The following is a 24,708-nucleotide window of genomic DNA, read 5'->3' as shown; positions in this document are numbered from 1 at the left end:
CCATAGCCAGTCACGTCTACAGAAGTGCGAGGACATGCCCAAAAAAGAGGGAGTAATCGAACTCGAGGGCACCATCGTCGAGGCCCTGCCGAACGCGATGTTCCGTGTTGAGCTGTCCAACGGGCACAAGGTGCTCGCGCACATCAGCGGCAAGATGAGGCAGCACTACATCCGGATCCTCCCCGAGGACCGGGTCGTCGTGGAGCTGTCGCCGTACGACCTCACCCGGGGTCGCATCGTCTACCGGTACAAGTAACACCACCAACACCTGTCGAAGAAAGTAGCTCGATGAAGGTCAACCCGAGCGTCAAGAAGATCTGCGACAAGTGCAAGGTGATCCGCCGGCACGGCCGGGTCATGGTGATCTGCGAGAACCCGCGGCACAAGCAGCGGCAGGGCTGACAAAGCCTCACGCAGGAACACGGCACTTTCGCACCACAGCGCGCATGCTCATCCAGGTCACTGGATGTTGCCCCTGGAACAGAGGCCAGGGCCCTGCCGGTGAACAACAACTCACCGAGGCGGGCGGGGACGCAGCGCGCCACCACACCTCTGCCGACGAAAGGAACACCGCCACATGGCACGCCTCGTTGGAGTCGACCTGCCGCGCGACAAGCGCATCGAGGTCGCTCTCACGTACATCTTCGGTGTGGGCCGCACGCGCGCCCAGGAAACGCTGAAGAACACCGGGGTCTCCCCGGACAAGCGCGTCCACGAGCTGGGCGACGACGAGCTGGTCAAGCTCCGGGACTGGATCGAAGGCAACTACAAGATCGAAGGTGACCTCCGGCGCGAGGTGACCGCGGACATCCGCCGCAAGATCGAGATCGGGTCGTACCAGGGTCGCCGGCACCGCAGCGGGCTTCCGGTGCGCGGTCAGCGCACCCGGACCAACGCCCGTAGCCGTAAGGGTCGCCGTAAGGCGATCGCCGGCAAGAAGAAGAAGTGACCCGGATGACCGTCAACCCCAGGAGCAACTGACCTATGCCTCCCAAGAGCCGCACGGCGGCCGGCGCGAAGAAGGTGCGCCGCAAGGAGAAGAAGAACGTGGCCGCCGGCCACGCGCACATCAAGAGCACGTTCAACAACACGATCGTGACGATCACCGACCCGACCGGCGCGGTCATCTCGTGGGCCTCCGCGGGCACCGTCGGCTTCAAGGGTTCGCGCAAGTCGACCCCGTTCGCCGCGCAGATGGCCGCCGAGGCCGCCGGGCGCCGGGCGATGGAGCACGGCATGCGCAAGATCGACGTGTTCGTCAAGGGTCCCGGCTCCGGCCGCGAGACCGCGATCCGTTCGCTGGGTGCGGTCGGCCTCGAGGTCGGCACCATCCAGGACGTCACCCCCGTCGCCCACAACGGCTGCCGGCCGCCCAAGCGGCGCCGGGTCTGACCCCAGAGAGAGGAAGGTAGCGAACCATGGCCCGTTACACCGGACCTATGACCAAGAAGTCGCGCCGTCTCGGGGTCGACCTCGTCGGTGGCGACAAGGCGTTCGAGCGTCGTCCGTACCCGCCGGGTATGCACGGCCGCGGCCGCCCGAAGGAGAGCGAGTACCTGCTCCAGCTGCGCGAGAAGCAGAAGGCGCGTTACTCCTACGGCGTCCTCGAGAAGCAGTTCCGCCGGTACTACGAGGAGGCCTCGCGGCGCTCCGGCAAGACCGGTGACAACCTGCTGCAGATCCTGGAGTCCCGGCTGGACAACGTGGTGTACCGCTCCGGTCTCGCCCGTACCCGCCGCCAGGCCCGTCAGCTCGTCGTGCACGGTCACTTCACCGTGAACGGCGTCAAGGTGAACATCCCGTCGTACCGGGTTTCGGCTCACGACATCATCGATGTCAAGCAGAAGTCGGCCGAGACGACGCCGTTCATCATCGCCCGGGAGACGCACTCGGAGCGTGTCGTCCCGGCGTGGCTCGAGGTGATGCCGGAGCGTCTGCGGATCCTCGTCCACCAGCTGCCCACCCGGCAGCAGATCGACACCCAGGTCGCCGAGCACCTGATCGTCGAGCTCTACTCGAAGAACTGACCGCGTGCCGGCCGGTGGCCTCAGGGCTGCCGGCCGGTCCGGTGCGTTCTTCACCCCTCGCGACCTCAAATAGTGGTCGTCGCGACGAAAGAAGGAACCAGAAGTGCTGATCGCACAACGCCCCACCCTGACCGAAGAGGTCGTCGACGAGTACCGCTCGCGGTTCGTGATCGAGCCGCTGGAGCCGGGCTTCGGTTACACCCTCGGTAACTCGATCCGCCGGACCCTGCTGTCCTCCATCCCCGGTGCCGCCGTCACCAGCATCAAGATCGACGGCGTCCTGCACGAGTTCAGCACCGTTGCCGGGGTCAAGGAAGACGCCACCCAGCTGATCCTGAACCTGAAGGACCTGGTCGTCTCCTCCGAGCACGACGAGCCGGTCACCATGTACCTGCGCAAGCAGGGCCCCGGTGACGTCACCGCCGCCGACATCGCGCCGCCGGCCGGTGTCGAGGTGCACAACCCGGACCTGAAGATCGCCACCCTGAACGAGAAGGGCCGGCTCGAGATGGAGCTGGTCGTCGAGCGGGGCCGCGGCTACGTGTCCGCCGTACAGAACAAGTCCGCGGACGCCGAGATCGGCCGGATGCCGGTCGACTCGATCTACTCCCCGGTCCTCAAGGTCACCTACAAGGTCGAGGCCACGCGTGTCGAGCAGCGCACCGACTTCGACCGGCTCGTGGTCGACGTCGAGACCAAGCCGTCGATGCTGCCCCGCGACGCCGTCGCGTCGGCCGGTAAGACCCTGGTCGAGCTGTTCGGTCTGGCCCGGGAGCTGAACGTCGAGGCCGAGGGCATCGACATCGGCCCGTCCCCGGTGGACGAGCAGATGGCCGCCGACCTGGCGCTGCCGGTCGAGGACCTGCAGCTGACCGTCCGGTCGTACAACTGCCTCAAGCGTGAGGGCATCCACACCGTGGGTGAGCTGATCTCGCGCAGCGAGCAGGACCTGCTGGACATCCGGAACTTCGGCTCCAAGTCGATCGACGAGGTCAAGCTGAAGCTGGCCGAGATGGGCCTGTCGCTGAAGGACTCGCCGCCCGGGTTCGACCTCCGCGCCGCGTCCGGTGCCTACGGCAACGAGGCGGACGACGAGGACGAGAGCTTCGCCGAGACCGAGCAGTACTGAGCTTGTACTGAGCTGACCCAAGGCCCGTCGGGCCCTAAACCCCTTCGGCCCGACGTGGCCTGAGATTCCTGGAGTTATGAGATGCCAACCCCCACCAAGGGTGCCCGGCTGGGCGGCAGCCCGGCGCACGAGAAGCTGATCCTCAGCAACCTCGCGACGTCGCTGTTCGAGCACGGCGCCATCACCACCACCGCGGCCAAGGCCAAGCGCCTGCAGCCGCTGGCGGAGCAGATGATCACCAAGGCCAAGCGTGGTGACCTGAACTCGCGCCGCCAGGTGATGAAGCGGATCAAGGACAAGAGCGTCGTGCACGTGCTCTTCACCGAGATCGGCGAGCGGTACGCCGACCGCCCGGGTGGCTACACCCGGATCACCAAGCTCGGCCCGCGCAAGGGCGACAACGCCCCGATGGTGAAGATCGAGCTGGTCGAGGCCCTGTCCGACTCGCCGAAGGCGAAGAAGACCGCGGCCAAGAAGGCGCCGGCGAAGAAGGCTGCCGCGACCGAGACCAAGGTCGAGGACGCGCCGGCTGAGGACACCGCGCCGGTGCAGGACGTCGTGGCCGGTAAGTACGAGAACTCCGCCGCCCCGACCGCCGACGGCTCCGCGCCGGAGGGCTACACCGTCAAGGGCAACGAGGACTCGATGAAGTACCACACCACCGAGTCCCCGTGGTACGAGCAGACCGTCGCCGAGGTCTGGTTCAAGACCGCCGAGGACGCCGAGGCCGCAGGCTTCACCAAGGCCGGCGGTTCGGACGACGACGACAAGTAAGTCCGCTGACGGGGCCCCCGCACCACACGGTGCGGGGGCCTCGTTGCGTTAGATTGGCGTGTGCGTTGGCGGATTGATCTTCGGTATGACGGGACGGCCTTTCACGGGTGGGCTCGTCAGGAGGGTCTCCGGACCGTGCAGGGGGTGCTCGAGGAGGCCCTGCGGGTCGTACTGCGGTTGGCGGAGCCGGTGACGGTTACGTGTGCCGGGCGTACGGACACCGGGGTGCACGCACGTGGCCAGGTCACCCATGTGGACGTCGACGGCGCTGTGGACCCCGTACGGCTCCTCAGAGGGCTGAACGGCGTACTACCCGCGGACGTGGCTGTCACGGCCGTGAGGGCGGCTCCAGAGGGTTTTGACGCAAGGTTCTCGGCTCTGGTCCGGCGGTACGTGTACCGGCTGTGCGACGACCCGCTGGGGTGGGATCCGCTGACACGTGGCCACGTGCTGCGGGTCGGGCGGCCGATGGATGTGGATCGGATGAACGCCGCCGCGGCCGGTCTGCTCGGGGAGCACGACTTCGCGGCGTTCTGCAAGAAGCGGGAGGGCGCCAGCACGGTGCGGGCGCTGCTGGAGTTCTCGTGGCAGCGGACCGGTGTGGGACAGCTGGAGGGCACGGTGATCGCGGATGCGTTCTGCCATTCGATGGTGCGGGCTCTGGTCGGTTCGATGATCCCGGTGGGTGACGGTCGGCGCGACGTGACCTGGCCGGCCGCAGTACTGGCCGGGAAGGTGCGGGACTCCGCGGTGTCGGTGCTGCCGGCGCACGGGTTGACGCTGGAGGAAGTGCGTTATCCCGCGGACGACGAGCTGGGCGCGCGGGCGTTGCAGGCGCGTCAGGTACGAGGCGAGGTACATCAGCGTGGGTGACCACTTCTTCTCGGCGGAGCCCACTTCCGCGGACGTACGGCGTACCGTCGAGGCACGGATCTGGGACAAGCCGTACGTGTTCACGACGGCGACCGGGGTGTTCTCGCGGGACCGGTTGGACATCGGTACGTCGGTCCTGCTGCGCTCGGTGGAACCGCCGTCGGGTGCCGGGACGTTCTTGGACCTCGGCTGCGGCTACGGGCCGATCGCGTGCGCACTGGCCGTCGAGGCGCCCGCGGCGAAGGTGTGGGCCGTCGACGTGAACAACCGCGCGCTGGAGCTGACCCGGTTGAACGCTTCCGCGGCAGGCGTTTCCGGCCGGGTCCGGGCCGCGCTGCCGGAGGATGTCCCTGCGGACGTACGTTTCGACCAGATCTGGTCCAACCCGGCCATCCACATCGGCAAACCAGAACTCCACAAGATGCTGCTGCAGTGGCTGAGCCGCCTGACTCCCGACGGCGTCGCCTGGTTCGTCGTAGGCAAGAACCTCGGCGGCGACTCCCTCCAACGCTGGCTCACCGCCCAGGGCTACCCCTGCCACCGAACCGCCAGCGCCAAAGGCTTCCGAGTCCTCCGAGCCACAACCACCCGCTCCGCCTAACCCCACCCGCAGGCGCCCACCTCCGTCACCGCCAGTAGGAGGGGAGAGGGTTAGCGGCTGTCGCGGGTGTGGGTGGGGGGTGCGGGGTGGTGTGCGGGGGCTGGGGTTGAGGTGGGGGTGGTGGGGCGGCGGGTGCCGGGTGGGGGTTGGCCGGTGGTTGCGGCGGCGGCTAGGCGCTGGAGGTTGTTGCTGGGGGCACCTTTTCGGGCGTGGTGGATCGCCGAGGTGACTTTGCCGGCGAGGGATTCGCCCGCGGTGGAGCGCCTCCAGGTGTGGAGTTTGGTTTTGCCGTCGTGGTCGGCCTCCATCGCGCTGGTGAGGGCCGCGCGCAGGTCGGCGGTCAGGCGATCGCGCTGCTCGCGGGTCGGCGTACTGCCCGCGAGACTCAGCGCGACTGCCTTCTCGAGCCGCTGCTTCGGCGGCGTGGTCAGCAGCTGTGCCTTGACATCGTCGGCTTCCAGGCCGATGTGCCGACCGGCCTCCGCCGCGAGCGTTGCAACGACCTGAGCAGTCGCGGACGGACTGCTCTCGTCCGCCAGTTGCTGCGGATCGAAGCCGAGCGCACCAAGCAGCCGCGGCTCCTGCCGCTCGGCGAAGTCCCGCGCCAGCTCGTCCTCCAGCGCCTGCCCGACAGCATCCGTCGGTACGACGCCCTCCGGGTTGCACAGCCGTGCACTCTCAACGCCCACAGCTCGCACCGCGGCGCGAAGCGTCGGCGACGGCGGCTGCCAAGGATCCACCGCAGCGAGAACGGCAATCACCCGGTCACGGTCGAATGTCAGCGAACGGTCGACCCCAGCCGCGCCCAGGACCTCACTGGTCTCGCGGAGCTCCCCGCTCCAGTAGTCCGTCCTCGGCTTGAGCTGCAACGTCAACGCCCCGGAATCCCGCCCGGCCGCCGTCGTCGCAGGACTCGTCGCCAACTCCGACTGCACAGCCGCAACCACACTGGCAACCTGCGCATAGCCCCGCTGATCAGTGTGGATCGTGTCGCGGAACTCAGCCATCCGCATGGCGACGTTCCGCATCCCTTGCTCGACAGCCCGCTGACCGTCTCCCCGCGAGCTCTGCGGGTCCCGCTCGCTCAACCCCCGGAACGTCTCCTCGAGCTCGTGCGCCACGGCTGTCCTCAGCCGATCCACGTGATCGTCCGGCAGCAGCCGCGGCGAGCCGTCGGGCAGCCGCCGTTGCTGGGGATCCCTGGCGACGAGGTACTCGGCCACGGCCTCGAAGCGTTGTCCCGCAGCCGTCTGCCGGAGCAGCGCGTCGACCTCACCGGGCCGCATCCCCGTCCGCCGGCTCACCTGTTCGGTCAGCGCAGCGGCTGCACCCTGCAGCAGCGGGTAGCGGTCCGGACCAGTGAACCTGTCGATGGCGGGGTAGATGTCGGTGATTCCGCGGCTCCCGGCGAGGATGCCCGAGATGTCGACGGTGTTCGCCCGTACGCCGACGTCCAGCGCGTGCGCCGCCGGTCCCGACGTACGGTCGACAGGCTGCACCGAGTCGAGGTACGTGTCTCCGAAGTCGGCCAGCGCGGCCCGGACAGCCCGTATGTCGGCTCTCGTCGGCGGGGGGAACTGCCCGTCGTACGTCGCGTTGTAGAGCCGGTCGCCGACCGTACGCATCCACGTCGCGGTCTGCCGGCTCAACGTGAGTGAACCGTCCGGGTGCGGCTCGCTCGGTCGCTGGTCGTCGTCCCACCGGTACAGCGCCAGTGCCCCGTGCCGATGCCGACGGCCGAGCGCGTTGTCCAGCCGATGAACCCAGACCTCGGCGAGCATGGGGGTGCGCTCGGATCTGCCGTCGATCAATCGGCGCTCGTCAACCATGGCGGCCACCATAATTGGCCAGACGTTCACCCCCTGGCCGACGTTTGCAACGAATCGGCAGAGCGGGTCGTCCTGACGGTATGGAGGCAGCCTTGGCGGCAGCGGAGGTGCGGGTCGAGCCGCTCGACTTCGAGGTGTGGGTCACCGAGAAGGCCGACGCGTTGCTGCGGTTCGCCTATGTCCTCACCGGGGACAAGAGCCTGGCCGAGGACGCCGTACAGGATGCCCTGACGACCGCCTGTGCCCGTTGGGGGAGGGTGAGCCGCGCCGACGACCCCGAGGCGTACGTGAAGCGGATGGTGGTCAACGCGCACATCTCCTGGTGGCGGAAGTTCCGGCGGCGGGAGGCGCCCGTCGACGACCCGGTGCGTACGGCGCGTGCGGTTCCGGACGGTACGGCGGACCGCGCGGAGGCGGACGCGATCTGGGACCTGTGCGCGACGTTGCCGGACAAGCAGCGCGCTGCCGTCGTACTGCGGTTCTACGAGGAGCTGTCGTACGCCGAGATCGCCCAACTACTGCACTGCGCGGAGGCGACGGCGAGGTCGCACGTCCACCGCGCGCTGGCGTCACTGAAAACCACACTGGGCCATCAAGAGAGCACGGAAGGAGCCGAGGATGCCTGAGAACGACCCTGAGCAGGAGCTCGGCCCCAAGATCACTGCGGCGCTGCAGGATCACGCAGGACTTACCGGCCTTCAGAAGACCGGGCTGGCGCATGAGGCGCGTCGCAGGGTGCACAAGCGTCGCCAGACGTGGTCAGTGGCAGCTGCGGCGGTGCTGGTCGCTGCCGTGGCCGGGGGAGTGTGGGGGGTGGTCGGCAGTGAGTCACCGGTCTCGAACACCAAGAGCGATGCCGGCACGGCTCCCGCTGCGGTCCCGAGCCGGAACGCGGAAGGCTTGGCGACTTCGCCCGTGAACACCGGCTGCCGGCCTCAGGCGGCGATCACTCAGGCACCTTCCCCGAACGCCCTACCGGCAGGCACTGGCCTCGACGTGAACACCCCGGTGACCGGTCTGACCGCTTGCCGCTACAGCATGTCCAACGGAGCTGTCCTCGGCCAGCAGGTCTTCGACGCCGCGGTGGCTCAGCAGGTCGTGGACGCCATCAAGGTGCTGCCGGAGCGCAACCCGGCGCTCCCTGTCTTCAAGTGCGCGCCACAGGTCGCCAAGCCGTCCGAGGCAATCGCCCTGCGCTTCACCACCGCGGCAGGCATCCGCGAGATCTGGGTCCACTACGACGGCTGCATGTCCCCCGGCTTCTTCACCGGCACCAAGGTGTACGGCCTGTACTCCGCCCCGCTGAAACTGTTCATGGTCGGCAACGTCCGGCCGACCCGCGGCACCTACCTGGACGCCCTCAAAGACTGGTAGTCAGTCGACTTCATGAACGCGGCCTTCGCGCCGCGGAGCCAGCGGACGTACGTTGTCCGGTCGCTCACCCTTGTGCGAGCCGGCACTGCCGGGTCCGGTGTGAACACCGAGGAACTCACGAAGCTTGGCAATTTCCTCATCGGCCGGCCCACCGCCCGCGCCTCCATCCGCCTGCTGCCCGTCCATCGCACCTGTCCTCACCTGGGCCCGCCTGGCACGAGGTCACGATAACGGTTCGCACGGAGCAGGGCGGGCCGTCAGACTGGGGGGATGGGTCATGTGGACGTCGCCGGTGTGGGGTACGAGTTGCCGGACGGGCGGGTGTTGCTGGACGACATCACGTTCCGGGTCGGCGACGGAGCGAAGGTCGCGCTGGTCGGCGCGAACGGGTCCGGCAAGACCACGCTGACCAGGATCATCGCGGGCGACCTGAAACCGCACAGCGGCAGCATCTCCCGCTCCGGCGGGCTCGGCGTGATGCGCCAGTTCGTCGGTTCGGTGCGGGACGAGTCGACCGTACGGGACCTGCTGCTGGGCGTCGCGCCGGACGCGATCCAGCAGGCCGCGGCCAAGCTGGACAAGGCCGAGCTGGCGATGATGGAGGCCGACGACGAGAAGACCCAGCTCAAGTACGCACAGGCCGTGGCGGACTGGGGCGAGGTCGGCGGGTACGACGCCGAGGTCCTCTGGGACGTCTGTACCACGGCCGCGCTGGGCATCCCGTTCGACCGCTGCCGCTGGCGTGAGGTGAAGACCCTGTCCGGTGGTGAGCAGAAGCGCCTGGTGCTGGAGGCCCTGCTACGCGGCCCGGACCAGGTGCTCATCCTGGACGAGCCCGACAACTACCTCGACGTACCAGGGAAGCGCTGGCTCGAGGAGCAGCTGCGGAACTCCGACAAGACCGTGCTGTACATCAGCCACGACCGGGAGCTCCTGGCCAACACCGCGACTCGCATCGTCACGGTGGAGCTCGGCGCCGCCGGTAACAGCGCGTGGACGCACGGCGGCGGCTTCTCGACGTACCACGAGGCCAGGCGGCACCGGTTCGAGCGTTTCGAAGAGCTGCGGAAGCGCTGGGACGAGGAGCACGCGAAACTGCGCGCACAGATGCTGATGTACAAGCAGAAGGCGGCGTACAACTCCGACATGGCCTCGCGGTACCGGGCCGCGCAGACCCGACTGCGCAAGTTCGAGGAGGCCGGCCCGCCGCAGGCACTCCCGCGCGAGCAGAAGGTCAGCATGCGCCTCACCGGCGGCCGTACGGGCAAGCGCGCGGTCGTCTGCACCGAGCTCGAACTGACCGGTCTGATGAAGCCCTTCGATCTGGAGGTCTGGTACGGCGAACGCGTGGCCGTGCTCGGTTCCAACGGGTCCGGGAAGTCGCACTTCCTCCGGCTGCTCGCCAACGGCGGCTCCGACCCGGACGTGGAGCACCAGCCGATCGGCGACGTCAAGATCGCCCCGGTGGCGCACACCGGCAAGGCGAAACTCGGGGCGCGGGTGCGGCCGGGCTGGTTCGCACAGACGCATGAGCACCCGGAGTTGGTCGGGCGGACGCTGCTGGAGATCCTGCACCGCGGGGACGACCACCGAGAAGGCATGGGACGCGAGCTGGCGTCGCGGAAACTCGACCGGTACGAGCTGGCGCATGCGGCCGAGCAGACCTTCGACAGCCTGTCCGGCGGCCAGCAGGCCCGCTTCCAGATCCTCCTGCTGGAACTGTCCGGCGCGACGCTGCTGCTGCTCGACGAGCCCACCGACAACCTGGACGTCGAGTCCGCGGAGGCACTGGAGGAGGGCCTGGACTCGTTCGACGGCACGGTCCTGGCCGTCACCCACGACCGCTGGTTCGCCCGCGGCTTCGACCGCTTTCTGGTCTTCGGCGCAGACGGTTCGGTGTACGAACCGGACGAGCCGGTCTGGGACGAAGGCCGCGTAAACCGCGCCCGTTAGGGCTGCAGGCACCAGTTGTTGCGGTAGGACGTCCAGTCCTTGTCGGTGGCGGTGAAGTCGACGTACAGGGCGAGGCCGAAGTTGGGGCGAGGGGAGTTGCCCAGGCCGAGGCGGGCGCCGCGTACCGCTGCGGCCACGGTCTCCGCGTGGCCCCAGTGAGAGGCGTTGTTTTCCCAGTACGCCGGGAGCCCTATGAGGAGGTCCGTGGTCGGGGGAGTGACCTCCAGTCCCAGCTCGGTTTGCTTGGCGACGTAGCCGCCGTACAGGGACTCCAGCGGCATCGCGGTGTCGTACGACATCACGGCGATCTGGTCGACGCGCTCGGCGACCTGCCGGAAGTAGTCCTGTGACCACCACTTGTCGATCGGGATCGCATGCAGGTACCACAGCGGGTCGATCTGCGCCGCCGCGACCGACAGCGTCGTACCGAGCGCACGTGTCTCGTCGAGGATCGCCAGGTACCCCTTGGAGCCGGACCGCACCGGCTCGAAGTCGTAGTGGATGCCCTGGAAACCCTGCTGCAGCACGGCTTTCGCCGAGGCGATCACGCGCTGGCGGACCGCCGGATCGTCGAGGTCCATTCCCGGATTCTTCTCCGGCCGTACGACGTCGCCGAGCCAGGCCTGTACCCGTACGTCGGGGGCCGCGGCCCGGATCGCCGCCACGAACCAGTGCGCCTTCGGCGAGACCTTTGCCAACGGCAACGAACCGTCGTGCTCGAGTGGACCGGTGTGGACGTACAGGTCGCGGATCCCGGTGCCCTGCAGGCGTAGCGCCAGCGCGGTCACGTCCGCGGCGGTCTTGCGGCCGTCGACCCAGGCGTGCCCGAGCCACAGCGCGTCCTGGTTGCGGGTGCGAGCGGTCGGGTCGCCGGAGTACTGCGCTCTGAGCGAGATCGCGTACGTTCCGAGCGGTGCGACGATCAGTAGGACGAGGCCCAGCGCGAGTGTGACCAGCACGCGGCGTCCGCGCGACCAGGATCGCCAGCGGCGTCTCACCCGCGCGGTTTCAGGCCGTCGTACACCAGGGCCAGCATTCGGTCGCGGGTCTCCGGCGTGAGCTTCGCCGCGGTCGCGCCGCGGGACGCGCCGATCAGCAGCGCGTACACCTCGGGGAACTCGGCATCGGACCGGACCGCGCCGTGCTTCTGCGCGGTGACGAGCAGCGCGTCGAACGCCTCGCGCATCCCGTCACCGGCCGCGCGGGCCTCCGCACCGGCGGCAGCACCGGCCGCAGTCAGCGCCTCGGCGATCGCCAGTTTGGACGTCGATTCGGACACCACCTGCGTGAAGAACGCGTAGAACGCCGCGCCCGGGTCGTCGCTGCCGGCCAGCTCGCGGGCCCGGTCCCGCAGCCGCTCCAGCCGCAGCGTCAGCACCGCCTCGAGCAGCTCGGTCTTGGTCGGGAAATGCCGGAACACGGTCGCGATCCCCACGCCGGCCAGCTTCGCCACGTCGTCGGTGGACGCCCCGGGTGACCGTCCGAAGACGTCGTCCGCGGCCGTCATGATCCTCGCCCGGTTGTCGCGTGCGTCTGCTCGCACCCCAGCTCCCCTCCGTCGCCCTCAGCCTAGAAGACGCCCCGAGTCGTTATCCGGTTGTAAACGAAGTCACGACTCCATATATTCGATAGTCATCACTCCGTTTATCTCCTGTGAGGAACCCCGATGACTCCCGAAGAGGTCTTCCTGAAGCTGGTGCACGGCGTCGCGGATCGTGACTTCGCCGTACTGCCGGAGCTGTACGCCGAGCAGACCGACGTACGGCACCCGATGAACCCGTACGGCGACCACCCGCTGCTCACCCGCGACGCCCTCCGCGAACACTTCGGCGGCGTCGGCCCCCGCGTCACCGACGTGGTCCGCTTCCAGCCGGACAACATCCGCGTCCACCACACCACCGACCCGGAGCTGATCGTCGCCGAATTCGAGTACGCCGGAACGATCCTCGCCGCCAGCGCCCCGTTCCGCGTCCCCGCCATCTTCGTCCTCCGCGTCCGCAACGGCCTGATCGTGGAATCCCGCGACGACATCGACCACCTGGCAATGATCCGAGCCCGCGGCCAGGTCGGCGAACTCGTCGCCCACCTGACGGAACCCCAAGACACACCAGCCGCGTCCTAACCCACAGAAGCACCAGACGGCCCCGGACCGAGGCCCACCACCCGCCCGGGGCCATCTCCATTCCCCACCGGACCACCAACGACGGACGCCGCCCCGGCAGCTGTCTTGTTGACCGCCTCCGGCGGCGTGCGCGTAGATCCGGGCGACGTGTCTGGCGCCAGGTGCTGTCCGTGATGCTGTCTGCTCCGGGGGCCGCCGCGGTTCGGGCTCTGTGCACCACCGCCGACGGTGAAAAGGTCACCGCTTCGCGGCGGCTGTCTTGTTGGCAGCCTCCGGCGGCAGGCGCGGGGGCGTGGATCCGGGTGGAGGTGTCCGGCGCCAGGTGCTGCCCGTCCGGGGCGCTGTCTGCTCGGGACCGCCGCCGTTCGGACTGTGTACACCACGCCAGCGGCCACAGAGCGAGCACGGCACCGGCCAGCAGGAACCAGTCCAACTGGCCGACCAGACCTGCGAGGTACGCGTCACCGAGCACCCGACGGTGGAAAGGTGACCGGTTCGCGGCGGCTGTCTTATTGGCCGCCTCCGGCGGCGGGCGCGGCTCGTCGATCCGCTCGGAGGTGCCCGGCGCTGACCATTGCCCTCCAGGGCGCCTCCGCCAACCGGCCCGGTAAGGTCACCGCTTCGCGGTGGCTTGTCTGTGGCCGCCTCCGGCGGGTGCGCGGGGCGTGGATCCGGGCGAAGGTGTCCGGCGCCAGGTGCCGCTCGTCCGGGGCGCTGTGTGCTCGGACCGCCGCCGGTCGGGCTGCGTACACCACCGCCGGGGTGGAAAGGCCACCGCTTCGCGGCGGCTGTCTTGTTGACCGCCTTCGGCGGCGTGCGCGGGGGTGGGAATGGCGGAGGTGGTGGCGCGGTGTGCCGCCCGGTCGGGTGGTGCGCCGACGCTGCGCGGCCCGCTCGGGTGCTGCCCGACGATGTGCCGCCAGGTGGCCGCGGGTGCAGGGCGCCCGCTACGTGGCTGTTGGTCGTCTGGTTGCGGTTATAGGTGTAATGCGCTTACAGTTATATCTGTAAGGATTCTGTGGGAGGTTGAGATGGCTACCGAGCTTGTCAGCCAGGGTAAGAGTCTTCTGGTCGAGGCCAAGGAGCGGCGTCAAGCTACTGAGTTGTTTGCGGCCCTTGCTGGTCACCCTGAGCGGCTGGCTGTCGAGAGTGAGGAGCGCTCGGTAGGACTTCCTCCGGAGCTGGCCAGGATTCTCGCGACCGTCGTCGAGGTGATGGCTCGGGGCGGGTCGGTGACGATCGGCTCATTGCCGGAGGAGCTGACGACGACCGTGGCAGCCGAGCAGCTCGGCGTCTCACGGCCGACCCTGATGAAGATGATCCAGACCGGCGAGATTCCATCGCACCGCAAAGGAACTCATCACCGGCTGAAGCTCACGGACGTGCTGGCCTTCAAGCGCGCTCGGATCGAGCGGCAGCGGAAGGCGTTCGACGAGCTGCGCGCGCTCGAAGAAGAACTCGACGAGAACTGACGGAGGGCTCGGATAGCCTCCGGGGCATGGTCACCCGGGTATTCGTCGATGCGGACGTCTTGTTCTCAAGGACTTTGCGCGACTGGTTGTTCCTCACCAAGCTGGAATCCGGTGGAGGGATGTACACGGTGTCGACGAGTTTGGACGTCATCGCCGAGGCGACGGCTCGGTACCGCGACCGCAATCCGACTGCCCCAGGCAGGGTGATCGTGGAAATGTTCGAACGGATCAGCGCGAACATTGACGAGCGCGTGGACGAATACACCGTGGATGGAACCTTCGAGGGAGCTGATGCGGGCGACGCCCATGTCGACGCCGCGGTGAGGGCCTGTGGTGCAGGGGTACTGCTTACCGTCGACGGCGGATGGCACAAGATGCCTGAGGAGCAGCTCGACGCGCTGCCGTACGAGCCGCTGCATCCCGATGAGTTCTTCTGCATCGTCGAGGCGTCTGCACCCTCGTTGATGGAGAAGGTCATCGTGAAGCAGATGACCTACTGGTTTCGGAGGTCCGGTGCAGCCGATCTTCCTGCGGCCCTTCGTGCTGCGGGGTGTAAGGAATTCGCAGAACGCGTCCGCCTGCGCGTCGTGGACATGGATTGCTCTTTTCTGACTGTACGTCCGGACACTTAGCTGCATTGTTAGCTGCTTCAGGCTGGCCAATGAACACTCCGCCAGCGGCCGAGATCTCGACGGCCCCCGGGGGCGGAGACCTTGGCGGCGGGGCGAGGCCGGCAGGGCTCGAGGACGTCGGGGTGCGGAGCTCGACGGCGTCTCCGGTGGGGGCCGGGCGCAGGCGAGGAGGCAGCGGCGTCGGTGGGGATCGGTCCGACACCGGTCCTTGGGCCCAGTTTTCGCGCCTGCGGCTTGTTGCGCTACGAGACCTCTCGGCACACGTGGCGGTCTGATCGGAGGTCGGTCGTCTGGCGCCGGTGCGGTCGGGCGGCGTCGGCGGTTCGCGCATGCCGCCGGAGGCGGCCGATGAGGCAGCCGCCGCGAAGCGGTGTCCTTTACGGGTGTCCGCAACGGGAAACAGCCCGGCGCGAAGCGGTGTCCTTTACGGGTGTCCGCAACGGGAAACAGCCCGGCGCGAAGCGGTGTCCTTTTACAGGTGTCTGCAAAGGAACAGCCGCCGCGGAACGGTGGGTTCGCGGCGGCTGTGGGGTGAGCGGGTCAGCGGTCGCCCATGGGGACGTACTGGACGCCTCGGGCGCCGGTGTAGATCTGTTTGGGGCGGGCGATTTTCTGGTCGGTGTCGCCGAGCATCTCGAGCCACTGGGCGAGCCAGCCGGAGGTGCGGGGGATGGCGAACAGGACGGTGAACATCTCCGGGGGGAACTGCAGGGCCTCGTAGATCAGGCCGGAGTAGAAGTCGACGTTCGGGTAGAGCTTGCGGGAGACGAAGTACTCGTCCTCGAGCGCGATCTTCTCCAGTTCGACGGCGATCTTCAGCAGCGGGTTGATGCCGGTGACCTCGAAGACGTCGTCGGCGGCCTTCTTGATGATCTTGGCGCGCGGGTCATAGTTTTTGTAGACGCGGTGGCCGAAGCCCATCAGCCGCTCTTCGCCGTTCTTCACGCCCTCGATGAAGGCCGGCACGTTGTCGATGGTGCCGATCCGGCGGAGCATCTTCAGCACCGCCTCGTTGGCGCCGCCGTGCAGCGGGCCGTAGAGCGCCGCGATCCCGCCGGTGACCGCGCTGTACGGGTCGACCTGGGTGGAGCCGATCGCCCGGACCGCGTTGGTGGACGCGTTCTGCTCGTGGTCGGCGTGCAGGATGAACAGGATCTCCAGCGCCCGCACCAGCCGGTCGTCGGCGGCGTACTTCGGCTCGCTCATCTTGAACAGCATCGAGAGGAAGTTGGCCGCGTAGCTCAGCTCGTTGTCCGGGTAGACGTACGGCTTGCCCTGCGCGTGCCGGAACGCGAACGCGCCGAGCGTCGGCATCTTCGCGATCAGCCGACGGATCTGCAGCGCCCGGGACTCCTCGTTGAAGATCTCTCGCGACTCCGGGTAGAACGTCGACAGCGCGCCCACCGAGGCGAGCAGCATGCCCATCGGGTGGGCGTCGTACCGGAAGCCCTGCATGAAGGTCTTCAGGTTCTCGTGCACGAACGTGTGATACGTCACGTCGTGCGCCCAGGCCTCGTACTCCGCCTTGTTCGGCAGCGAGCCGTTCACCAGCAGATACGCGACCTCGAGGTAGTTGGACTGCTCGGCGAGCTGCTCGATCGGGTACCCGCGGTACTCGAGGATGCCCTTGTCGCCGTCGATGAAGGTGACGGCGGACCGCGTCGAGGCGGTGTTGACGAAGCCCGGGTCGTAGGTGGCCAGGCCACCGTCGCCGTCGGTTGCACTGATCTGCTTGAGATCTGCGGCACGGATGGTGCCATCGGTGATGGCAAGGTCGTAGTCCTTGCCGGTCCGGTTGTCCCGGACGGTGAGCGACTGTTCGGTCACGATGCCCTCTTCGGAAGCTGGCGTCATCGCCTGGATGAATGAGGGTAGATCAGCCGGCGGGACGCGGGTCTGGACTGCAATCTTCACCGCTAAACTAGTGCGGTCCTCAGCTCCTTCCAAGCCGGGGTCGGTTCGGCGGTTCGGCTCACTTTGACCCGCGCCCGCCGTCGCCGGTATTCTGGGCTGCTGTTGTGCGTATCAGGTCCAGTACAGACACTCGTCTTGTCGGCTGACCGCTCGCCGACGTCCAGTTCTAGTCAACCTCTGAGAAACGAAGGTCAACGACCGTGCGCACGTACAGCCCGAAGCCTGCTGACGTCACTCGTGAGTGGCACGTGATCGACGCCACCGACGTCACGCTCGGTCGGCTCGCCGTCCAGATCGCAACCCTGCTGCGCGGCAAGCACAAGCCGACGTTCGCCCCGCACGTGGACGGTGGCGACTTCGTTGTCGTCGTCAACGCCTCCAAGGTGGCCCTGTCCGGCACCAAGCGGACCGACAAGCTGGCCTACCGCCACTCGGGCCACCCGGGTGGTCTGACCGCGACGCCGATCGGCGAGATCCTCGACAAGGACCCGCGTAAGGCCGTCGAGAAGGCCGTCTGGGGCATGCTGCCGAAGAACCGCCTGAGCCGGAAGCTGCTCACCAAGCTGAAGGTGTACGCCGGTCCGGAGCACCCGCACACGGCCCAGCAGCCGAAGCCGTTCGAGATCACCCAGATCGCCCAGTAAGCGATCGACGAACCAGGTAAACGAGGATTCACAGCGTGAGCGACATCACCACCGAGACCGAAGAGTTCGACCCCGAGGTCCCCATCGACAGCGAGGGCCCGGTCGCCTACACCTCCGAGACCAACCCGGCTCCGGAGCAGCGCGCCGAGACGGGTCGGGTCGCGGTCATCAACCCGGCGGGCGCCACTGGTCGCCGCAAGGAGGCCGTCGCCCGCGTGCGGATCGTCCCGGGCACCGGCAAGTGGAAGATCAACGGGAAGGACCTCGACGTCTACTTCCCGAACAAGGTCCACCAGCAGCACGTGAACGAGCCGTTCGTCGTCGCGGGCCTGGAGGGCTCGTACGACGTGATCGCCCGGATCAACGGCGGCGGCATCACCGGCCAGGCCGGTGCGCTGCAGCTCGGCGTGGCCCGCTGCCTGAACGCGGCGGACCTCGAGGCGAACCGCCCGGGTCTGAAGAAGGCCGGTCTGCTCACCCGCGACGCGCGGATCAAGGAGCGCAAGAAGGCCGGTCTCAAGAAGGCCCGTAAGGCGCCTCAGTACAGCAAGCGCTGATCATCTGATGGGGCGTTTGTTCGGCACGGACGGAGTCCGTGGCCTGGCGAACGTGGACCTGACCGCGGAGCTGGCGCTCGACCTCTCGGTCGCGGCAGCTCACGTACTCGGCGAGGCCGGTGCCTTCGAAGGGCACCGGCCGCGCGCCGTTGTGGGCCGGGATCCGCGTGCCAGTGGTGAGTTCCTGGAAGCCGCCGTGGTGGCCGGTCTGGCCAGCGCCGGCGTCGACGTCGTCCGGCTCGGCGTACTGCCGACCCCGGCCGTCGCGTACCTGACCGGTTCGACCGGTGCCGACCTCGGCGTGATGCTGTCCGCCAGCCACAACCCGATGCCGGACAACGGCATCAAGTTCCTGGCCCGCGGCGGGATCAAGCTCGACGACGTGATCGAGGACGCCATCGAGGCCCGGATGGGCGAGGAGTGGCAGCGTCCGACCGGGGCGACCGTCGGCCGGGTGACCGACGACGGGCAGGGGTTCGAGACGTACGTCTCGCACCTGGTCCGCTCGGCCCCGAACCGGTTCGACGGGCTGAAGGTCGTCATCGACTGCGCGAACGGTGCCGCCTCGCAGACCGCTCCGGAGGCGCTGCGCCGCCTGGGCGCCGAGGTGATCACGATCGCCGCCGCGCCGGACGGGCTGAACATCAACCTGAACTGCGGATCCACCCACATCGAGGGTCTGCAGCGTGAGGTCGTCGGGCACCGCGCGGACGTCGGGATCGCACTCGACGGCGACGCGGACCGCTGCCTGGCGGTGGACGCGAACGGCGAGCTCGTCGACGGCGACCAGATCCTCGCGATCCTGGCGCTGGCGATGCGAGACAGCGGCCGGTTGTCGAACGACACCGTGGTCGCGACCGTGATGAGCAACCTGGGCTTCGTCCAGGCGATGGTCCGGGAGCAGATCGCGGTAGAGCAGACCAAGGTCGGCGACCGGTACGTGCTCGAGGCAATGAAAGCCGGCGGCCACAAGCTCGGCGGCGAGCAGTCCGGCCACGTCATCCTGTCCGACCACGCCACCACCGGCGACGGCACCCTGACGGCGGTCAACCTGCTGGCCCGGGTAGCCCAGACCGGCAAGACCCTGGCCGACCTGGCCGGCGCGATGACCCGCCTCCCACAGGTCCTCGTCAACGTGAAGAACGTCGACAAGAACCGCGCTGGCACGGACCCCACGGTCCAGACCGCCGTCGCCGAGGCAACCACCCGCCTGGGCGACACCGGCCGAGTCCTCCTCCGACCATCCGGCACCGAACCCCTGGTCCGCGTCATGGTCGAAGCAGAGTCCTCCGACACCGCCCACGAAATAGCCCACTCCCTGGCCGAAGTAGTCGCCACCTCCCTAAAACTCTGAACAAACCAAAGTGCGCCGGAGAGACTCTCTCCGGCGCACTTCTCGTTTACGGCCGCAGTTGGGCGAGGCGGCGTTCGGGGGCTGGGGCGGCTTCGGCTAACAGTTTGGTGTATTCGTGTTGGGGGTTGAGGATCACGGCGTCGGCGGGGCCTTGTTCTACTACCTGGCCTTGGTAGAGGACCATGATTTCGTCGCTGAAGTGGCGGGCGGTGGCCAGGTCGTGGGTGATGTAGAGGACTCCTAGGTTTTCCTCGCGTTGCAGGGTTGCCAGGAGGTTCAGGACACCCAGGCGGATCGAGACGTCGAGCATCGAGACCGGTTCGTCGGCGACCAGGATGGCCGGTTCGGGGGCCAGGGCTCGGGCGATGGCGACGCGTTGGCGTTGACCGCCGGAGAGTTCGTGGGGTTTGCGGTGGGCGTACGACTCGTCGAGGCGGACTCGGCGGAGGAGCTCCAGTACGCGTTCGTCGACCTGCGAACGGGTGAACGCCGGGTGGTGCAGTTTCACCGGCCGCGCCAGGTGGTGGGCGATCGAGTGGTACGGGTTCAACGACGCGAACGGGTCCTGGAAGACCATCTGGACGGCCTTGCGGTACGTCGCTGCCGCCGCGCCGCGGTACTGCATCGGCTCGCCGTCCACCAGGATCTCGCCGGACGTGGGGCGCTCCAGTTGCAGCAGGAGCTTCGCGATCGTCGACTTGCCCGAGCCGGACTGCCCGACGAGTGCGATCGTACGGCCGGGCTGTAGCTCGAAGCTGACCTCGTCGACCGCACGCAGCCTGGTCGTACGCAGCCCGTTGCGCAGCCGGTACTCCTTCACAACTGAGCGCATCTCGAGCGCACTCATACTGGCTCCTCGATGCCGGTGCGGACAAAGGCGCCGCGTTCGCCGGTCAGGCTGGGGAACGACGACAGCAATTGCTTCGTGTACGGGTGTTGCGGCTTGGTGTACAGCGTCAGCGCGTCGTCGAGCTCGACGATCACCCCGTCGCGCATCACCGCGATCCGGTCGCTGATCTCCAGCAGCAGCGGGAGGTCGTGGGTGATGAACACGACCGCGAACCCGAGCTCGGACCGCAGCCGGGTGATCTCGCGCAGGATCTCCCGCTGGACGACCACGTCGAGCGCCGTCGTCGGCTCGTCCATGATCAGTACCTGCGGCTCGAGCGCGAGCGCCATCGCGATCATCACCCGCTGCCGCATCCCGCCGGACAGCTCGTGCGGGTACGCGCGGAGCCGGTCGCGGTCGACGCCGACGCGTTCGAGCAGTTCGCCGCACCGCAGCCGGCGCTCGACCTTGCCGATTTCCGGCCGGTGCGTGATGAACACGTCCTCGAGCTGTTCGAAGATCCGCAGTACCGGATTGAGCGAGTTCATCGCGCCCTGGAAGACCATCGCGATCTTGTCCCAGCGGAACGCCCGCAGGTCGTCGCCGGTCAGCGACGACAGGTCGATGTCGTACCCCTCGCGGGACGAGAACAGTACCCGGCCGCTGGTGATCCGCGCCGGCGGCTTCAGCAGCCGGGTGATCGCGTACGCCAGTGTGGACTTTCCACAACCGCTTTCTCCTGCGAGCCCGAGGATCTCACCCCGTTCCAAGGTCAGCGAGACTTCGCGGACGGCGTGCACCGTTGTCTCGGCGAGGTAGTCGATGCTGAGGTTCTCGATGCTGAGCACACTCACGGCTTCACGCTCCAGGTGTTGCGCTCGGCTCGGGTCTGCGAGCGCAGCTTCGGATTGATGATTTCGTCGATCGAGAAGTTGATCAGCGACAGCGCCGCGCCGAACAGCGCGATCGCCAACCCCGGCGGCGCGAACCACCACCAGGCGCCGAGCCGAAGCGCCAGCCCGTTCTGCGCGTAGAACAGCATCGTGCCCCAGGTGAACGACCCGGACGCGCCGAGCCCGAGGAACGACAGTCCGGCCTCGCCGAGGATCGCGAAGATCACCGCGAACACCACCTGCGAGGCGAGCAGCGGGATCAGGTTCGGCAGGATCTCCACGGCCAGGATCCGCCAGCGTTTCTCGCCGCCGATCCTTGCCGCCAGCACATAGTCCCGGCTGCGCACGCTGAGCGTGAACCCGCGCAGGACCCGGGCCGATCCGGCCCAGCTGGTGATCGCGAGTACGGCGGCCACCAGCCAGATCGACTTGTTCGGTACGTAGCTGGAGATCACGATCACCAGCGGCAGGCCCGGGATCACCAGCATGATGTTGGTGAACAGGGAGAACGCCTCGTCCGTCGAGCCGCCGACGAACGCGCCGACGACGCCGAAGAACGACGACAGCAGCAGCGTGATCGCGCCGACCACGACGCCGATGATGAGCGAGCCGCGGGTGGCGTACGCGAGCTGCGCGAACACGTCCTGCCCGCTCTGCGTGGTACCGAGCAGGAAGCCGTTCCCCGGACCGGTCAGCCCGATGTCGCGGACGGTGGACGGATTGCCGACGAGGAACGGGCCGAGCACGCCGAACAGAACGATCACGCCGGCGATCGTCAGGCCGACGGCGAGCTTGAGGGTCATCGGCGGCAGCCGGCGCCGGGTCTGCGCGACCGGCGACGGGCCGTCCGCCGAGGCGACCTGCGCGGCCCCTTCAGTGGTGATGGCCATGAGCCCTCCTCAGGAGCGCGCACGCGTGCGCGGGTCGATGACGCCGTACAGCAGGTCGACGAGCAGGTTCGCGCCGAGCACGGCCAGCGTGATGATCAGGAAGACGCCCTGCATCAAGGCGTAGTCGTTGTTGCCGACAGCAAGCAACAGCGCGGAACCGATGCCCGGGTAGGAGAACACCGCCTCGGTCACGATCGACCCGGCGACCACGAACCCGAGCGAGATCGCGAACCCGGACACCGATGGCAGGATCGCGTTCCGGGCCACGTACCGGGACCGGATCCGGCGCGGGGTCAGGCCCTTCGCCTCCGCGGTCACCACGAAGTCCTCGGACAGCGTGGACACCATCATGTTCCGCATCCCGAGCATCCAGCCGCCGATCGACGAGATCACGATCGTCAGCGCCGGCAGCGCGCCGTGGTACAGCACGGACTGCGCGAACGGCAGGCTCCAGCCGGGCGTCACGGAGTACACGTCGTACCCGCCGCTCAGTGGGAAGACCGGCCACGTGCTCCCGAGCAGGAAGAGCAGCAGCAGCGCGAGCCAGAAATACGGCACCGACTGCAGCATCGTGGTGAACGGGATGAGGTTGTCGATCCACGAGCCACGCCGCCAGCCGGCCGCGCGGCCGAGCAGGATCCCGACCGCGAACGAGATCACCGTCGCGATCCCGATCAGCCCGACCGTCCACGGCAGCGTCTGCCCGATCACCTGGGACACCGGCGCCGGGAAGTACGCGATCGACGTACCGAGGTCGCCGGTGGCCAGGTGGTGCAGGTAGCGCCAGTACTGCGTCCAGAGCGACGAGCTGGTGTCGGTACCGAGCAACGCCTGGATCGCTGCCCGGGTCGTCGGCGTGACCGGGCCCTTGGTGGCGAGTTTCGACAGCATGAGATCGACCGGGTTCCCCGGCATCAGCCGGGGAATCAGGAAGTTCAGCGTCAGCGCCGCCCAGAGCGCGGCCACGTAGAAGGTGAGTTTCCGGAGCAGGTAGCGCATCAGCTGGCGGGCTTGATCGTCTTGAGCACGATCCCGGCATCCCACGCCTTCCAGGCGGCGGGCAGCACGTACAGGTTGTCCTTGGTCGGCCAGCCGGTCGCGCGCGAGGTGTTGAACTCGGTCAGCATCGAGTTCACGTAGACCGGGATGTACGGCAGCTGGTCCTCGATGATGCTCTGGATCTTCGCGTACTCCGCCTTCTGCGCGGCCTGGTCCGTGGTCCCGGCGGCCGCCGTGAGGGCCGCGTCGACGGCCGGGTTGGAGAAGCGGGACTGGTTACCGGCCGAGGCGCTCTTGCCGACCGGTGCGGTGTTCGTGGTGGCGAGCTTGTTGTTGTAGGTGAAGTACGGGTTGGTGGACGCGCCGAGCCCGACCGAGTCCAGCGAGAGCTGGAACTTGCCGTTGGTCTGCGCGGCGTTCCACTCGTTCCAGGACACCTGGCTCGGTTTGAGCTCGATGCCGACGGCGGCCAGCTGCTGCTTGAGGGTGTCGTTGATCAGGATGTAGTCGCTCCACCCGGTGACGGTCTGCACAGTCAGCGACAGCCGCTTGCCGTCCTTCGCCCGTACGCCGTCACTGCCCTTGACCCAGCCGGCCGCGTCGAGAGCCTTGTTCGCCGCGTCCGTGTCGGCGCTCTGCGGGAGCTTCGCCGTCGCGGCGTCCGCGATCCAGTTGTCGTCGCGGCCCGGGAGCAGCATGGTCGGCGAGCCGACGCCCGCGACACCACCGCCGGCCAGCTTCGCCAGCTGCTCGCGGTTCATCGCCAGGTAGATCGCCTTGCGTACGGCAGGATCGGTCTGCGGACCGGTGCATCCGAGGGCCGCGTTGGAGCAGGTCACGATGACCGTCGTCATCACCGGGGTGTTGACGTAGGTCAGGTTCTTGCCGGACTTCATGATGTTGTCGATACCCGGCAGGTATGCGCTGGCCCAGTCGACCTTGCCCGCGACCAGGGCCGCGCTTGCGGCGTCCGCGGAAGCCACCGGGAGGTAGCGGACCTCCTTGATGGTCGGCTTGCCCGCCTCCCAGTACTGGTCGTTCTTGGTCAGTACGAAGCTCTGCGGCGTGAATGACTTCACCTTGAACGGGCCGGTGCCGACAGGGTTTTTGTTGAGGTTCGTGGTCGGGTCCTTGATGTCCTTCCAGATGTGCTCGGGCACGATCGCCTGGTTGGCGAGCACGGCCGGCTCCTGCATCAGGGACTTCGTCTTGAACGTCAGTACGGCGGTGTCGTCGGAGGTGGCCTTCGCCGTCGCGGCGAGGCCGGACGGGTTCAGCGCGGGTGTCTTGGCGACCAGGTTGAACGTGAAGGCGACATCCTTCGCGGTGAACGGCTGGCCGTCGTTCCACTTCACGTCGTGGCGGGTCTTGATCGTGAGCTCGGTGCCGGCGGCGTTCCAGGAGAAGCCGGTCGCGAGTACGGGCGTGGGCTCGGACTGCTTCGCGAAGTTGTACCAGTACAACGGCTCGTAGATGACGCCCAGCGTCGGCTGCAGCGCCGTACTGCTGAACGGGTTGAAGTTCTCGGTGGTGATGTCGCCGGCCGCGACCGTGATCGAGGCGTCCTTGGAGGTGCCCTGATTGGCGGTCGCTGCGCCGTTGCAGGCGGCGAGCAGCAGGGCGAGGGCCGTCCCGGCGGCAGCGGCGCTCACCAGGCGTCGCACGCGCGGGCGTTTCGTCGGGTTGCGGAGCATAAGGTTGATTCCTTTCCAACGCGGTCTTCGAACGCGTCACCCGGCACCGCCAGGGAAGCTGGCCGTAACTTAGTTCGCCTAACAAAGAAGGCGCAAGAGGTCGGCGTGGTAACGATTTCGACAGACATGTGCGAGGGAAAGGGTTTGC

27 protein-coding genes are annotated in these 24,708 nt (G+C 67.8%); 18 read left to right on the top strand and 9 right to left on the bottom strand.

What is annotated here, in order from left to right:
- The first annotated feature begins 34 nt into the window (after positions 1–34).
- The 9 genes from infA to FB475_RS10290 all read left to right on the top strand — a co-directional run bounded on the left by infA (position 35) and on the right by FB475_RS10290 (position 5,404).
- Positions 35–256 (top strand): translation initiation factor IF-1, encoded by a 222-nt coding sequence (gene infA / locus FB475_RS10330; protein WP_012923661.1) that lies wholly within the window; start codon positions 35–37, stop codon positions 254–256.
- Positions 257–288: 32 nt separating this feature from the next.
- Entirely contained in the window at positions 289–402 is a 114-nt protein-coding gene (gene rpmJ / locus FB475_RS10325) for a 50S ribosomal protein L36 (protein WP_008361054.1), read from the top strand.
- A 175-nt stretch (positions 403–577) separates the two neighbouring features.
- Positions 578–949, top strand: coding sequence for a 30S ribosomal protein S13 (gene rpsM / locus FB475_RS10320; RefSeq protein WP_141854777.1), 372 nt, complete (start codon positions 578–580; stop codon positions 947–949).
- A 35-nt stretch (positions 950–984) separates the two neighbouring features.
- Positions 985–1,392, top strand: a complete 408-nt coding sequence (gene rpsK / locus FB475_RS10315; protein ID WP_131286332.1) for a 30S ribosomal protein S11 — start codon at positions 985–987, stop codon at positions 1,390–1,392.
- Positions 1,393–1,418: 26 nt separating this feature from the next.
- A complete protein-coding gene (gene rpsD, locus FB475_RS10310; protein WP_141854775.1) occupies positions 1,419–2,027 on the top strand; it encodes a 30S ribosomal protein S4 in 609 nt (202 codons plus the stop codon).
- A 103-nt stretch (positions 2,028–2,130) separates the two neighbouring features.
- Positions 2,131–3,156: a DNA-directed RNA polymerase subunit alpha gene (locus FB475_RS10305; RefSeq protein WP_130384620.1), complete on the top strand. Its 1,026-nt coding sequence runs from the start codon at positions 2,131–2,133 to the stop codon at positions 3,154–3,156.
- Between the two features lie 81 nt (positions 3,157–3,237).
- Positions 3,238–3,930: a 50S ribosomal protein L17, sunset domain variant gene (rplQ, locus tag FB475_RS38275; protein ID WP_141854773.1), complete on the top strand. Its 693-nt coding sequence runs from the start codon at positions 3,238–3,240 to the stop codon at positions 3,928–3,930.
- Positions 3,931–3,990: 60 nt separating this feature from the next.
- The gene (gene truA, locus FB475_RS10295) at positions 3,991–4,803 is read left to right on the top strand and encodes a tRNA pseudouridine(38-40) synthase TruA (protein WP_141854771.1); all 813 of its coding nucleotides are present in this window, start codon (positions 3,991–3,993) and stop codon (positions 4,801–4,803) included.
- Positions 4,796–5,404: a class I SAM-dependent methyltransferase gene (locus FB475_RS10290; RefSeq protein WP_141854769.1), complete on the top strand. Its 609-nt coding sequence runs from the start codon at positions 4,796–4,798 to the stop codon at positions 5,402–5,404. Before truA ends, FB475_RS10290 begins: the two co-directional genes overlap by 8 nt.
- 50 nt (positions 5,405–5,454) lie before the next feature.
- Here the strand turns inward: FB475_RS10290 and FB475_RS10285 are convergent, their stop codons facing one another.
- Positions 5,455–7,233 (bottom strand): hypothetical protein, encoded by a 1,779-nt coding sequence (locus FB475_RS10285; RefSeq protein ID WP_141854767.1) that lies wholly within the window; start codon positions 7,231–7,233, stop codon positions 5,455–5,457.
- Between the two features lie 92 nt (positions 7,234–7,325).
- Between FB475_RS10285 and FB475_RS10280 the strand changes: the two genes are divergently transcribed.
- From FB475_RS10280 to FB475_RS10270, 3 genes are all read left to right on the top strand, one after another.
- The gene (locus tag FB475_RS10280) at positions 7,326–7,859 is read left to right on the top strand and encodes a SigE family RNA polymerase sigma factor (RefSeq protein ID WP_238332071.1); all 534 of its coding nucleotides are present in this window, start codon (positions 7,326–7,328) and stop codon (positions 7,857–7,859) included.
- A complete protein-coding gene (locus FB475_RS10275; RefSeq protein WP_141854763.1) occupies positions 7,852–8,607 on the top strand; it encodes a hypothetical protein in 756 nt (251 codons plus the stop codon). The genes FB475_RS10280 and FB475_RS10275 overlap by 8 nt, the downstream gene beginning before the upstream one ends.
- 270 nt (positions 8,608–8,877) lie before the next feature.
- Positions 8,878–10,560, top strand: coding sequence for an ABC-F family ATP-binding cassette domain-containing protein (locus FB475_RS10270; protein WP_141854761.1), 1,683 nt, complete (start codon positions 8,878–8,880; stop codon positions 10,558–10,560).
- Here the strand turns inward: FB475_RS10270 and FB475_RS10265 are convergent.
- Positions 10,557–11,519 carry a glycoside hydrolase family 18 protein gene (locus FB475_RS10265; RefSeq protein WP_141854759.1) on the bottom strand — a complete coding sequence of 321 codons (963 nt, stop codon included), beginning with the start codon at positions 11,517–11,519 and terminating at the stop codon, positions 10,557–10,559. The genes FB475_RS10270 and FB475_RS10265 overlap by 4 nt on opposite strands.
- 35 nt (positions 11,520–11,554) lie before the next feature.
- On the bottom strand, positions 11,555–12,103 hold the full coding sequence (locus tag FB475_RS10260; RefSeq protein WP_238332070.1) for a TetR/AcrR family transcriptional regulator: 549 nt from the start codon (positions 12,101–12,103) through the stop codon (positions 11,555–11,557).
- 123 nt (positions 12,104–12,226) lie between these two features.
- Between FB475_RS10260 and FB475_RS10255 the strand changes: the two genes are divergently transcribed.
- The 3 genes from FB475_RS10255 (at position 12,227) to FB475_RS10245 (ending at position 14,786) form a co-directional block, all read left to right on the top strand.
- Positions 12,227–12,682 (top strand): nuclear transport factor 2 family protein, encoded by a 456-nt coding sequence (locus tag FB475_RS10255; protein ID WP_141854757.1) that lies wholly within the window; start codon positions 12,227–12,229, stop codon positions 12,680–12,682.
- Between the two features lie 1,031 nt (positions 12,683–13,713).
- Positions 13,714–14,154 carry a helix-turn-helix domain-containing protein gene (locus FB475_RS10250; RefSeq protein ID WP_141854755.1) on the top strand — a complete coding sequence of 147 codons (441 nt, stop codon included), beginning with the start codon at positions 13,714–13,716 and terminating at the stop codon, positions 14,152–14,154.
- Positions 14,155–14,180: 26 nt separating this feature from the next.
- Complete coding sequence (locus FB475_RS10245; RefSeq protein WP_141854754.1) at positions 14,181–14,786, top strand: PIN domain-containing protein; 606 nt, start codon at positions 14,181–14,183, stop codon at positions 14,784–14,786.
- 540 nt (positions 14,787–15,326) lie between these two features.
- On the opposite strand, the gene FB475_RS10240 is transcribed toward FB475_RS10245, so the two are convergent.
- Positions 15,327–16,613 (bottom strand): citrate synthase, encoded by a 1,287-nt coding sequence (locus tag FB475_RS10240; protein WP_238332069.1) that lies wholly within the window; start codon positions 16,611–16,613, stop codon positions 15,327–15,329.
- Between the two features lie 287 nt (positions 16,614–16,900).
- On the opposite strand from FB475_RS10240, the gene rplM reads away from it, so the two are divergent.
- Genes rplM through glmM form a run of 3 tightly spaced genes read left to right on the top strand, consistent with a single transcriptional unit; the run spans position 16,901 to position 19,255 of the window.
- The gene (gene rplM / locus FB475_RS10235) at positions 16,901–17,344 is read left to right on the top strand and encodes a 50S ribosomal protein L13 (protein WP_131286311.1); all 444 of its coding nucleotides are present in this window, start codon (positions 16,901–16,903) and stop codon (positions 17,342–17,344) included.
- A gap of 35 nt (positions 17,345–17,379) precedes the next feature.
- The gene (rpsI, locus tag FB475_RS10230; RefSeq protein WP_141854750.1) at positions 17,380–17,901 is read left to right on the top strand and encodes a 30S ribosomal protein S9; all 522 of its coding nucleotides are present in this window, start codon (positions 17,380–17,382) and stop codon (positions 17,899–17,901) included.
- Positions 17,902–17,908: 7 nt separating this feature from the next.
- On the top strand, positions 17,909–19,255 hold the full coding sequence (gene glmM, locus FB475_RS10225) for a phosphoglucosamine mutase (protein WP_141854748.1): 1,347 nt from the start codon (positions 17,909–17,911) through the stop codon (positions 19,253–19,255).
- 46 nt (positions 19,256–19,301) lie between these two features.
- On the opposite strand, the gene FB475_RS10220 is transcribed toward glmM, so the two are convergent.
- From FB475_RS10220 to FB475_RS10200, 5 genes are read right to left on the bottom strand one after another with little or no spacing between them, the layout of a single operon-like run.
- Positions 19,302–20,102 carry an ABC transporter ATP-binding protein gene (locus tag FB475_RS10220; RefSeq protein ID WP_141854746.1) on the bottom strand — a complete coding sequence of 267 codons (801 nt, stop codon included), beginning with the start codon at positions 20,100–20,102 and terminating at the stop codon, positions 19,302–19,304.
- Positions 20,099–20,938 (bottom strand): ABC transporter ATP-binding protein, encoded by an 840-nt coding sequence (locus FB475_RS10215; RefSeq protein WP_141854744.1) that lies wholly within the window; start codon positions 20,936–20,938, stop codon positions 20,099–20,101. Before FB475_RS10215 ends, FB475_RS10220 begins: the two co-directional genes overlap by 4 nt.
- A complete protein-coding gene (locus tag FB475_RS10210) occupies positions 20,935–21,867 on the bottom strand; it encodes an ABC transporter permease (RefSeq protein WP_141854742.1) in 933 nt (310 codons plus the stop codon). The genes FB475_RS10215 and FB475_RS10210 overlap by 4 nt, the downstream gene beginning before the upstream one ends.
- A gap of 9 nt (positions 21,868–21,876) precedes the next feature.
- Positions 21,877–22,866: an ABC transporter permease gene (locus FB475_RS10205; RefSeq protein ID WP_141854740.1), complete on the bottom strand. Its 990-nt coding sequence runs from the start codon at positions 22,864–22,866 to the stop codon at positions 21,877–21,879.
- Positions 22,866–24,530, bottom strand: a complete 1,665-nt coding sequence (locus FB475_RS10200; protein ID WP_238332068.1) for an ABC transporter substrate-binding protein — start codon at positions 24,528–24,530, stop codon at positions 22,866–22,868. Before FB475_RS10200 ends, FB475_RS10205 begins: the two co-directional genes overlap by 1 nt.
- Between the last annotated feature and the right edge of the window lie 178 nt (positions 24,531–24,708).

It is taken from the genome of Kribbella jejuensis (assembly GCF_006715085.1).
GTDB lineage: Bacteria > Actinomycetota > Actinomycetes > Propionibacteriales > Kribbellaceae > Kribbella > Kribbella jejuensis.
This window is presented reverse-complemented; position numbering and strand designations above follow the sequence as displayed.